This window comes from Motilimonas sp. 1_MG-2023 (genome assembly GCF_030547455.1).
In the GTDB taxonomy this organism is placed as follows: Bacteria; Pseudomonadota; Gammaproteobacteria; order Enterobacterales; family CBDFNC01; genus Motilimonas.
Genome location: NZ_JAUOPX010000035.1, coordinates 1 through 12303 on the forward strand (window position 1 = coordinate 1; position 12303 = coordinate 12303).

The 12303-nt window shown below is 43.3% G+C and carries 11 protein-coding genes and 1 pseudogene; 1 reads left to right on the top strand and 11 read right to left on the bottom strand.

What is annotated here, in order from left to right:
• Positions 1–74: 74 nt before the first annotated feature.
• From Q4519_RS16130 to Q4519_RS16160, 7 genes are all read right to left on the bottom strand, one after another.
• Positions 75–752, bottom strand: coding sequence for a hypothetical protein (locus tag Q4519_RS16130; RefSeq protein WP_232803560.1), 678 nt, complete (start codon positions 750–752; stop codon positions 75–77).
• Positions 753–1216: 464 nt separating this feature from the next.
• Positions 1217–2185, bottom strand: a complete 969-nt coding sequence (locus Q4519_RS16135) for an alpha/beta hydrolase (RefSeq protein WP_303514010.1) — start codon at positions 2183–2185, stop codon at positions 1217–1219.
• 97 nt (positions 2186–2282) lie between these two features.
• Entirely contained in the window at positions 2283–3542 is a 1260-nt protein-coding gene (locus Q4519_RS16140; RefSeq protein ID WP_303514013.1) for an AAA family ATPase, read from the bottom strand.
• Between the two features lies 1 nt (position 3543).
• Positions 3544–4185 (bottom strand): RNA ligase family protein, encoded by a 642-nt coding sequence (locus Q4519_RS16145; protein WP_303514015.1) that lies wholly within the window; start codon positions 4183–4185, stop codon positions 3544–3546.
• A gap of 156 nt (positions 4186–4341) precedes the next feature.
• A complete protein-coding gene (locus Q4519_RS16150; protein WP_303514017.1) occupies positions 4342–4686 on the bottom strand; it encodes a low molecular weight protein tyrosine phosphatase family protein in 345 nt (114 codons plus the stop codon).
• The gene (gene prfH, locus Q4519_RS16155) at positions 4686–5342 is read right to left on the bottom strand and encodes a peptide chain release factor H (protein WP_303514019.1); all 657 of its coding nucleotides are present in this window, start codon (positions 5340–5342) and stop codon (positions 4686–4688) included. Before prfH ends, Q4519_RS16150 begins: the two co-directional genes overlap by 1 nt.
• Positions 5339–6529 carry an RNA ligase RtcB family protein gene (locus Q4519_RS16160; protein ID WP_303514021.1) on the bottom strand — a complete coding sequence of 397 codons (1191 nt, stop codon included), beginning with the start codon at positions 6527–6529 and terminating at the stop codon, positions 5339–5341. The genes prfH and Q4519_RS16160 overlap by 4 nt, the downstream gene beginning before the upstream one ends.
• Positions 6530–6929: 400 nt before the next feature.
• On the opposite strand from Q4519_RS16160, the gene Q4519_RS16165 reads away from it, so the two are divergent.
• Complete coding sequence (locus Q4519_RS16165; protein ID WP_303514022.1) at positions 6930–7799, top strand: hypothetical protein; 870 nt, start codon at positions 6930–6932, stop codon at positions 7797–7799.
• Positions 7800–7819: 20 nt separating this feature from the next.
• Here Q4519_RS16165 and Q4519_RS16170 read toward each other — a convergent pair whose 3' ends face one another.
• The 4 genes and pseudogenes from Q4519_RS16170 to Q4519_RS16185 form a co-directional block, all read right to left on the bottom strand.
• Entirely contained in the window at positions 7820–8494 is a 675-nt protein-coding gene (locus Q4519_RS16170) for an alpha/beta fold hydrolase (RefSeq protein WP_303514024.1), read from the bottom strand.
• A 73-nt stretch (positions 8495–8567) separates the two neighbouring features.
• Positions 8568–9263: a hypothetical protein gene (locus Q4519_RS16175; protein ID WP_303514026.1), complete on the bottom strand. Its 696-nt coding sequence runs from the start codon at positions 9261–9263 to the stop codon at positions 8568–8570.
• Between the two features lie 13 nt (positions 9264–9276).
• The gene (locus Q4519_RS16180) at positions 9277–10428 is read right to left on the bottom strand and encodes an AAA family ATPase (RefSeq protein WP_303514028.1); all 1152 of its coding nucleotides are present in this window, start codon (positions 10426–10428) and stop codon (positions 9277–9279) included.
• Positions 10429–10814: 386 nt separating this feature from the next.
• Positions 10815–12185 (bottom strand): annotated as a pseudogene (locus Q4519_RS16185) (PfaD family polyunsaturated fatty acid/polyketide biosynthesis protein); the annotation flags it as partial.
• Positions 12186–12303: the final 118 nt, after the last annotated feature.

Genomic DNA, 12303 nt, shown 5'->3' on the forward strand with positions numbered 1-12303 from the left:
GAGCTTATCGAGGCTCCGGGCTTGTCCAACACCTGAATATGGGGTGTCGGCTTCGCGACACCTATTCTTGTATGTTACACGGATTTAACCACCAGCATTTGAGTGGCTCCTTTTTGAAACTCGTAATTAATACCCTTTTGACAACAGACTAATCCTTTGGCGCTCAATGTTTCAATTACACTATTTAGGTGGGGTGATATTTCTCCGTTGAGTGATAATAACGGATATATTCGAACTTCTTTAGCAACCCTGCAAAGCTCTAGGATAGATGCAATGTGCTGTTCTAAATTTACATGCTCGCTATATAGAAACAAATAATGGGAACACAGTGCAAGATCGAACTGTTTATCTTGAAAGCTCAGGCTAGGTAATGATTCATTAATGTAACGGCCTAATTCTTTGCCATTCTCGTAATCATCAATGAACGCATTCATAGCACTCATTCGGAGTTCTCCTAGCGCTTCCACTGTGGGGATGCTTTTCCAAATGTACTTATCTTTATTAAGTTGCATTTGAGGCATAATTTCATCATAAACCGAAGCTATACGACTTTTCAGCTCTTCACCACTAAATTGATAGGTAGGATCAACTGAAATAACATTTCCACCAAGTTTTGTCAGCTCAGCATTAAATGATGCGGGACCATCACCGCAACCTAAAATTGATTTATCCAGATCAACTTCCGTTAATGAGAAGATTTCTTGATATTCATCTAAAGACCTACCCCAAGGTACTACGTTTTCCAACTTCACTTCTTACTTCCTTAATACGCTGTTACACGTATTATACGGAATTCCGTATAAACCCCGCACGCTAGCGCACGAGAATCGTTATTCCGTAAAAAATAAATTAATAATATTCAGCCAGTTAAATGCTCTTTTACCACCCTTAACTAGCTAAACAGGGGAAAACAAAGGAAGCCTAGTATTTACCGAGATCAAATTTGGCCCCCATAAAGAATTCATCTGATTAATTTTGTGATTATATATCAAGGTATTATAAATAAGGTGTGAACAAAGCGAGACTTTTGCAATTACTTTACCGCGCCAAATCCCCAGATATTGCCATTTACCTCATTAGCACTGGTTTTATATACAGCGCTATTGAAATGCATTTTATCGACCCATCTTGTTTGGCTAACTCACCTTGTTTATGAGGAGAAATCACACTATTTCTCTTATTCAGGTTAAATCAGGCTGCTTAAGGAGAAACCTTTTTACAACTTACCTAACCAATCCCTAAGCACGGGTTGGACCTCTGACCCAACCACTACGCCCATATGGGTCACATCGGGTAATAGCTTCACGTCTACTTTTGTGTATTCACTGATTAATGGTTGGTATTGGTCTACATACATGGTTTCGTCAGCAGTACCTGCAATTACCAGCAATGGCTGGTTAATACTGCTCAAATCTTGCTGATAATCTCGCGGCGCAAAAGAAGTATTAAGGCGATAAGAGTAAGCCAAGGTTTCACTGCCATTTCGCAGTGGCTCTGGCAGGTTAAATTGTATTGCCGTGAGTGAATCAAACCAATGAACACCCATGTTATTTAACATAGTGAGTCCCACAATCCGTCCCGTATAAGGCTGTGCCCAACCGCCTGCATTTGGCTTTGTGGTGGGTGCGTTGTAATAGATAAAAGGCGCTAATAATACATAGGCGTCGGCTTGCCCACCATACTGGCCACCAGCAAAACGGATAGCTAATCCGCCTCCCGAAGAATGACCGCCAACGATCACCTTAGTGTCGGGATGGCGGGTTTTGATCATTGCCATAAAATCGGCTAAATCATCTTCAAATTGGCCAATGTAATCGACATCGCCACGTCTTTTCGGATCATGCCCATGGCCGCGTAAATCTGGTGTATAAACCTGCGCCAAACCTTGTTTGCTGACATAGTTTGCCAAAGATAAAAATTGCTGGCTATGCCAACCCGAGCCATGCAATAAGATGAGTGTTTTATTAGCCCGACTAGGATAATGGCGATAAGCGAGCGCAGTATTGTCCCGGGCCTGATAATATTGCAGTTCAGGTAATGAATTGTAATCTATCAACATTTCGTTGAAGTTAATGTTGTCAGCACCTTGCTCTGCGGATATTTTTGGCTTGCTAACTATTATTAATGTCGCCGCGATGCCAAGATAAATTAGCACGGCAATAAGTAAAATTTTTAATATTATCAATACTTAAGCCCATATTTAAAACTAAGTAAAACCCCCGCTAAGTGGCGGGGGTGTTTGGCGACAACAGACTAAGGGTAAGTCTAGGACAAGCTAGTAACTAAAACGTACCTTGCCTGAACAATTCATTGCCTTTGTCACCAATAATAAGCATTCGGTGTCCTTCGGTAATGGAAGGCCACTCTAACTTGGTTAATTGGCGGTTAATAATCTCATCTCCAACAACATGCTGCCGGCTTTTATCATGACGTCGCAGCGTACTTTCCTTTACTTGAAAAGCAACAATGGTAATTAACGCCCCATAATTCAGGCCAAAGTCGCAAATTATTTGCCTAAAATCTTTACGAATATTAGTCGCATCCCACACAACATTTCGCTTATTTGCTAACGCTGTTTTTAATCGAGATTTAGCCAGCTGCAACATTTGACCACGATTTTTTTGGCAACTTCTTTTTCCGTTGATCTCTTCGCGTATTTCATCTAACGAAATAACCTCGAATCCGTTAAGGTTTTGCGCAATCCAAGTGGATTTACCACTGCCACTAATGCCACACATCACGTAAAGATGGCTGTAGCCTAAAGCACCTTGGTAGTTCTTAGCGAGCGCTTCCTCTATTATATTTATTTGGCCAATTGCGAGCTGACGAACAGCATAACCATTCAAATAGGCTTGTTCAGAACGAGAAGGTTTAACCTGAATAGGCTTTAATATATTGTCTGTTGGCTCATCCACACTCCATAGCTCATATTCTTGAGCGAACATTCTAAACTGTTCAAGCAAATCGATTTGTAGCGATGAGTCTGTACACGTTCGGCCTTGCATATCCGCTAATTCAAGCCAATAAAGTAGTGCTAAGTCTACATGCAGTGAAAGGTGCAAGTAGTCGCTGTAACTATTATTTTTGATCACTAGGCTTTTTGGCATCTGATGGTAGCCCACTAGCCCTATAATGGCTCTTATTACTTTATGCTCAAGGGGTAACTCAAGCAATTTAATAGCTAAATAGCTGGCACCAAGCTCCTCGTGCTTTGGCGCAACAACACGTTCAATACCCGCAATTAGCTTACGCTTTGTGGTTATCGGTTTTGCAATATCGTGCAGTAGAGCCGATAGGATCAATATCTGCCTTTTTACGCCAGTTATATGCTTGGCGTCAGCGTTGAATATTTCATACAGTTTACTCAATACCATGTCTGTATGTATGGCCACATTACCTTCCGCATGCCAAATGCTGTCTTGCTCAGTGTCAGCAAATTGGTGCAATAAGGGAAATGTCTCTCCTAAGTACCGTACACATTCAGCAAAATTTGGCGAATGGTCTAAGGCTAAGCTATCTAGCCAGGTTGCTAGTTTGTTCATCTTAACCTCCTTTTTTTAGATTTATATTGCTTAATCCATTAGGGACCAATTCAGCATGCATCCAATGTTTATCAGTGATCACATGGTTACTTCTCACCCATTTAGCGACACTTTTATTAAATTGTGAGTAGTGAAAACCATCAGTTACTCTTACTACGTAACCTTCTTGGTGTTTTGTATCCAGCACTATATTTTTTATTGTTTTTTCGCACCATAAGCCAACATACAACTCTTTCGGGGTGATTAAGCCTAATTGTGCAAAAAAACGTTTGCTGTCTTGCCAGCTTAAGCATTCGTTGTTTTCATTCCATAGTGAAAACGCCATAAAATAACTCATTAATGCTTCATAACTAATCGAGTGCCTTGCATAGAGGTTTTCACCACAAATACGCCACCCTTGTGGAATTTGGTAACCAATCTCAGCTTGCAATCCTTTCACCCATGTTCTGGATGGATGAAAGCGACTATCAATCGAGCGAGCATGCACAAAATCACTGTAAATAGTGGTATTTTCGCCATCCATTTTTTCTGTCACAACGACTTGTCGGTTTTCAAAACAGCTTATATTACCTTGGTAAAGGTCATCATCGGTCGCCCCCGGTGACCAAGGTAAGTGCGGGGTGCGAGGGTATTTAATTCTCATTATGTAACTCCAAACTTAAACGTTATGATTGCCCGTTAGGTCAATCTCTTAATGGTTTTATGCAGCGCATAGTTAATTCTCCATTCCTGAAATGGCGAATATGACGATGCGCTGCTGAGCTAGAATTACATTGCCCTACCCTCTAATGTTCTGAATTTAAGTTAGCGCCAAATAGCTACTAACATGTTGTTTTATTAGAATTACTAAATCTTTGTCCATGTATTGATATTCATCAGGAATATCTAATACCTGAATATCTTTATGAATTAACAACTTATAAAACTGTGCTTTTAACCTATTCTTGTGTTTTTGCTCCATAACAAAAATAACATCCGCCCACTGAATGGTATTGGCATTCACCCTTCTATGAGCCTTTGTGCTTGTACCTGCTGATTTTACAGCTAGCGCAGGATGATTTTTCCATACCTGCTCACCCGTTGGGCTTCGCCATTGGTTACGGCTACAAATAAACAGTACATTTGTTACTTGATGTTGCTGCATTAAATCATCGCTCCCTTACTCACAGAGCGCTCATGACTTAAGATAAATTTTTCACCTTTAAATGTTTTTACCGGATCACCGCGCTCAACTTGCCAGTGCTGTTGCCAACGTTTCTTTTCTTGCTGTGTCATGGTTGCCAATTTCGTTGCTTCAAGCTTTTGCAACAATATGGCCTTGGCTAAACGTTTATTGGCATGTTGACTGCGCTCACTCTCAACCCGCACTGACATACCTGTTGCGGTATGGGTGGCTCTTACCGCCGAATCGGTGGTATTAACATGCTGACCACCCGCACCCGACGCACGACATGTTTGAAAAGTCACACTGTTATCAAGTTGACTGTCATCAATGTCATACATTTGACCGCTAAAAAACCAGTTTTTACGTTTGTGCTTAGGTCTATACTGACTTTGACATACCCACAACATAGCGCCCTGCCATGATAGAGCAACTTGCCTCGCACCATCCTCGGGGGTAGAATCAAGTTGCAACAACACCGATTTATAGCACTCTCGTTCTTTTGCCGTGATCGTTTCAACGACATCCAACTTGATACCTTTATCTAAACATTGTTTATTAATCATGTTGAGCGCCAAGCCAACGGCTTTACAGCATTCCATTGGGCCTTGCCCTGCAGATATTTGCAGTAAAATCATGCTGAGCACTCCCCATTGGTTTTAAAGGTTAAAACGGGGCGCAGCCTTGCCAACACCTCAATTAGTCCTGCTTCTACCATATCGCTGATCACCGTTTCACATTTTTTGTATGCTTGGGGTGCTTCGTCGTATAGCAATTCTTTATTGCCACATACTACGCGGCTACCTAGCGCGGTTCGGTATAAGTCTTCACGCTTGTATTTATGACCGAGGCGGCCATGGCATTCGCCGCGTTGCCACTTGCGACCCGCGCCATGGGCCAGAGAAAATAGGCTAATGCGACCATTTTCAACTTGGTTTGAGCCATCCTCATTTGAATTGACTAAAAGCGGTTTAACCAGATAACTGTGATCCCCCCGCGACCCCGGAATAACCACATAGCCTTTGTCACTCGGGGTGGCGCCTTTTCTGTGTAGCCAGCCATCCAAACCATCCATGTTTTTTGCCGATACTAAATTGTGATTAATATCTAATGTGCAGTTTCCATTGGCGCGAATGGCCTCTAAAAAGCGCATGGCAATTAATTCACGATTCAGCTCTGCAAAGCGCACGGCTTCGTCATGCTGTTGCATGTATTTGGCAAAGTCGGCATCACTTTCAGATAATCCATCGTGACTGTATTTTGTTATATGCGCGGCTAGAATTGACTGCCCAAGCCCACGTGAGCCTGAGTGCACAAGTAGCTGCAGGTGCTTTTTATTCAACCCTAACTCATCTAATACTGCTTGATTGTAAATCTCATCAATGGCCTGAAATTCAGCAAAATGGTTACCCCCACCTATGGTGCCCAAGGCATGGTCATAGCCATTAATGGTGATGTTTTTGGCCGCTTTTCTAGATTGAATAACCGACTGCCAGCTGTCATCGAGTGGCTGCTCAACATGGGTGAATTTTTTGGCTAATTTATCAAGATTGACCTTTGATACTTTGGCGGAGGTTTGCCATAACGACATACCACAACCAATATCATTACCCACCAGCGCGGGGTAAATTTTGTTGCTAGTAAAAAAAGCTGCCCCAATGGGGTAACCTCTACCGGGGTGTAAATCAGGCATGCCCGCAACGCGCTGCATGCCCTCTAGCTGAGCTGTTTTTATTAGTTGTTGTATTGCCAGCCCTTCAATCCACGTATTTTTAGACGCAATGAGGCTAACGTTTTCAGAAATTTTTTGGACGGATTTGCCCATAGTACCAATTCCTTTTTCTTTATTAGAAAAATAGGATTAAAACGAAAATCGAATTGGCAGGTCTGGATCTATGTTGAAATCATCGAAAGGAACGAAGTTAACGCGGTGTTTAGCTAAATATACTTAGTGTACAAAGACGTATTTGAGCAACCCGTTTCTTATCGGATAAGACCTGCAAAGGATGTTAATGTAAATGTCATGATATTTTCTCCTTACAGTAAGTTGATCAATTGAGTTGGTATAGAGCACTTTTGGTTAGTGCTCATTAATTGGGCGGCATAGTATTCAGTTTTTGTGCGTAAAGCAACTGCAATTTTAGGTTAATTTGACTTATCATCCTGCGGCTGTTGCAATATTTCCCCCTGAGCACGCATTTACCTACACAATTTTGGAGAGGTGTATGCCCTTTAAATCGTATATTTTTTGTTTTTTCGGCTTTTTCTTAATGAGCTGTGATGCCAGCCCTGACTACTTGACCGATCTTAGACGCCATAAAGACACGGTGGGTAATTTTGTCGGTAAGGGCTTAACCGTTGCAGAGCGCGATACGGATCTGGATTGGTATGTAGCCGACTTTCATAGCACAGCGCTAAAAAATGCCTCACTGCTTGAATTCGCGCCCGAGAATGATTTTAAGTTTGTGCGTAGTTACAAGTTTTACGACGGCTCAGGGCTGCTCTGGTCGTGGACTCACTCAGGTCGCCAGTTCAATATGATTTATAGCTTTGTCGGCCCTGGCACCGATGTCACCATAGTTGAAAACACCCATCAGCTTACGGATGATGAAATCATTATTGCGCTGTACTTTGAAGACAAATATCAAGCCGTACTCAATGTATTTGAAGCCCCTAAATGGCGTATTGTTGATCAGCCAATCACTTACCAGCCCGAAGCGCTAGGCTTTTTACATCTCGTTGGCGACATTTTCCAGGGCAAGGTTGCCACCCTACCTTATGTGCTAATTGAAAGTTCAGGTTGCGCCTATTTAGCAGACAATCCAGCAACATGTACCGATCTACCCGCTCCTTTCAAACAATGGTTAAATGAACATGCAACGAGTTTGTTTGGCGCTAAATCCACAGCCGGATTTGGCATCAAAGTGGTTTACAACGATAAGGCAGAGTTTAGCGAGGTGATTGCTGCCTATCACTACAGTGAAGTGTACGATGAAAATGGATACCAACTTCTTAATGACATCCAGCTGCCCATTGCAAAAGGTTATCTTAATGAAGGAAATCGGCTCAAAATGCCCATTGGATACAGGTATTGAATATTCGATAGCGTGTCACTTTATAACTCGGCAGCCCGTAAAATAATGTTTGCGCATTCCTCGGGTTGTGCGAGCGCAATGAAGTGACCACCCGCCACTTTTTCTATGTCAAGCTGGGTAAACACTTTTGCCAAAACGTGCACCGCGCTAGCATCGACTAAACGATCCTGTATTGGCCGTATATAAACCGCTTGAATAGCTAAATGATCACGGGGGGTATCCATGACAGCCATCATCGACAATCGGCGTTTCAACTTTAGTGAACCCGCTTGATCAATCGCCCTGTTCACCAAGCTAATTTGCGCTTGGCTACCTAAGCCACTAAAACAACTTACATTTAGTAGCCAATCAGGCATAAACTTGGACTGAATAAAGGAGGCAGGTACCAACACACTTAATCGAGCAATACTTGAAGGGCGAGAAATGAAACTCGCAACAAAAATAACTTTTACAATACGTTCACCAAGAATATGGCATAACTCATACGCAATTCGCCCTGAATAGGACTCCGCCACTAAAATGATTTTTTCGCCTTGAATCCCCTTGGCAATTTGCTGCGCCAATTCAACGTAGCTATCGCCTGACACATCATTAAGCGGCACAACTTCAACATCCAACCGGCGCGATAATTGCTGAGCCAGCGGCTCAAAAAGTAACCCTGTGCCGTCCATGCCGGGTAATAGAATAACTTTCAACGATGTTCGCCTTTTTTGTGTAACGCTTCTATGTATAGCCTTTGGCTTTCAAGGCGCTAGCTAAGGTGGTCAATCATAACGTTCGCTTATTCAGTATGCGTCCTAACACTTTTTTCATCGACTCTTGAAAATCGATCACCGATTTCATATCTGTGATTTGTGATAGATCGATCTGACCATCATCAACCAATTGATTGAGTTTTACTCGGGTTGGAGGTTCACCTAAGTGCGCTTTTAGTTCATCTTTTAAAGATTGAGGCGAAGCGTCATTACCAGAACGCCCCTCAAATGCAGAGCAGTGTTGATAACGGTTTTTCAACGCACATAAAAGCCATGCTTCTGACTTGGGTTGAGCCACAAAAGGGACGCCATTATCAAAGCCTTGAGCTTCAAAGCCATATTCCATCGAAATACGTTTGGTCTCATAGTCAGGCCATTTATTACTGTCAGAATCGTGGAATAAAACCGCTAGACTTGGCTGAATACCTGCGTTCAGCGCCAAATGTGCTAGCGCACGTGCAGCACTGTAAAACTCACGAGTTTCGGGTGGGGTCTTTTTACCGCGCCTTGATAAAGGCTTGATTATCTTTTTATTACGAGAGATTTCGGTAATTCGTGCTTCATGGATCACTTCGAGCATGCCTGTCTCTAACAATGAGTACTGGGCATGCTGTTCTATAAATTTATCGATCAGCTTACTGAGTGGCCCTATTGCCTCATTGGTTTTACCGATATCGGTTTCGCCTTCACCACTGACAACTAAATACATATTTTATGACCTCTTAACCATTAAGTAATTTGAATCGGCCGATTTCAGTTACAAGGTCCTCAAGAATAGTGTCTTCATAGGCTTCACCTGGGCCCATGAACTTCAACTTGTTCAGCATATACGGGAGATCGAATAAGCGAATGGCTTGAGTAACTCCCGCCTTATTCTTATAGATATAAACGACGCCGGTTTTGGCTACTTCATCTTCCATGTAGTTAAGGATCATTGGGCTGTGGGTGGTGATAATAACTTGGGTATTTGCTTCTACTAAGCTATCTACTAGCTTTTCAATTAGCTCTGGGTTCACACCATTTTCAATTTCATCCAATAACAACGCACTTTGCTTTTTGGTTAGCTGGGCAAAGATCGCCATAAAGCGAAGTAAGCCATCATTGATGTGCCTCGCTTCGGTCTTGATGACCTTCTCACCAAACTTTTCTTCTATGTCAAGCCTAACGGTGCCTGCCGATTTTTGAACAGTAGCATCTACCTTGACCAAGTTTGGGTATAAGCCTGTAAGCGTCGTTACTAAGTTCGATTTTTCGTCTTTGCTCATCTTGCTAATAAAGCTCGATAGCATCTTACCGCCCGCACCGAGTGTTTTACCACTGATGTGTTGATCTCGAAGCATATCGGGTGAAAGCATGTCTAAAGCATTTAGCTCATTGAAGAAGGTCTTAAATTTCACCAGCTCTTTAGGAAGCTGGTTTTCTCGTAATTGGGATAGAATCGAACCTTGGTAGGCAAAGGTGATGGGGGCTTGCAGCTCTTCCGTCGGCAGTGAAAACTTACCATCAGCAACATTAAGTAGCGTTCTGCCACCCCAAATAATTTTCTCAGCCGTGCAGTACAACTCCGTGCGGTTAAAGCTGGCTTCCCAAATGACTGGATTACCAGCATCAGACAGCTCTACCGTAAAAGAAATATTAGATAGCTTGGTAAGCGTTGAATTCAAATCTTTCGCACGCCATTGACGGCTTTCTAACCATTCATCAATATCACCGCTAATCTGTTGAGAGAGAAAATCAATAAACTGCAATACGGTCGACTTACCCGAGCCGTTTAAGCCAACTAGACAGTTAAACTGGCTAAACGGCATTGAGAAATCCACCAACGACTTAAAGTTATTGGCCTTAATATTGACCAGTGAGAGTGATTGATTCATTTCGATATTACCCTTTGTCGGCGACTTTAATTTAGACGTCACGTTTATGGCTCTCTTCTTTGGTTTGTCTTACTCGCGTACTTCTAAATATACGCTCTAGCAATTAATCAGTTGGTTACATCTATCAGTTCTTGTGGACCCTACTCACTTTTTATACTGTATTCAAAAGAATAATAGCTTTGCAAAGAAGTATCTGCGTTATCAACAGAATACATAAAAGCCCTAGCGCAGACCAAAGCTACCATTATGCCTGTTATGTGAATAGCTTCATTCCCACCGTACTAAAATTTCAACATACTTCAATAACTTGCTTTAGTTACAGGTAAAAAGGTTAATCGTGAGCGTCTCAAAGTCAAACATCTCACGTTAACATGACCATCAACAGCTCATGACACTCGATACTGCCCCAGCTCAGGCGCTAGCAGCAGCCCTTGGCTTTTTAGCAATTGAATGCGTTGTAAATAAGCTGCGCCAGTCATTAAGTGACTAACCACATCGACCACTTTACGGTTTTGGTATTCAGCTAAATACGTGCCTTTGGTCCACGCATTAAACGCGCCCAGTGCGGGGCCTGCCCAAATTTGGTAATCCATTTCACGCCCTACTTCGCCTTGGTTTGACCAGCGGCTGGAAAGGCCTAAGTACCAGCGGAAAATTAACGCCATTTTGCGTTTAGGGTTATTTTGCGCGCGCTCGATTTGTTTAGGGTCACGACTGTTAAAATGGGCAACGGTGTTCTGCCACACCACTTCAAGGGGTTGACGAAATACTTGCTGCTCGAGCTTTTCACGCTCAGCGGCAGGAATGGCATCAATGCTGTCGTATTGTTGATACAAGTCGTATAACTTTTGCGCGCGCATTGGGAACAAGGTGCCGCGTTTAACCACTTGTAGTTGTACGCCCATTTCAAACATATCGGCGGCTGGCGCCATGGTCACGTCGGCCATTTCCGTGGTCGCTAATAGCTTTTTGGTGTGTTCACTGGCACCTGCTTCAATACAGGCTTGGTTAACCGAGCCGGTAACAATAAAGTCTGCGCCCATGGCAAAGGTAGCTAACGCGGCACTTGGCGTCCCCACGCCGCCACCCGCACCTACGCGCACGGGCGTGCTAAATTGATATTCAGCTTGCAACTGGTCGCGCAAACTGATCAAAGTTGGCAATAAAGTGACTAATGGACGGTTATCAGTGTGGCCACCAGAGTCCGCTTCGGCGGTAATGTCATCGGCCATTGGCACCTGCTGTGCTAATTCAAATTGTTGCGCGGTGATCAAACCTTGATCTAGCAAACTTTGCAGTAATTTAACCGGCGCAGGTTTAATGAACTTTTCGGCTACTTCAGTGCGTGATACTTTGGCGATCACTTTGTTAGCTATGTTGATCTGACCTTGCGCATTCACACTTAACCCTGCGGCGCGATAACGCACAATGTGCTCGGTTAAGCCCAAAAATGCCGATGCTTCAACGGTATGTACGCCATGGCTTAAATATAATTCCACGCAGCCACGCTCTAACGCTGGCTCACTGGGGCTGTGGATCAAGTTAAATGCATAAGGGCCATTGGGCAGCGCCGCTTGAATGGTGGTGATGGCTTGTTTAACACGATCTGGCACTAAACCCGCCGCGCCAAATGAAGCTAAAAAGCCCGCTTGGCCTAACGCTATTACCATTTCTTCTGAGGCAATGCCATTGGCCATGGCGCCCGCGTAATAAGCATAGTTAACGCCGTGACAGGCTTTAAAGGCGGCGCTGCCAAGTTCAGTGGCATCACAAGCAGGTGCAAAGGCTAATAGTGACTCGCCATTAACAGCATTGGCATCGGGGCGAATGGTGACGCCCTGCGCGCTATTAAATACAAAGCTATTTTGCGCCAGC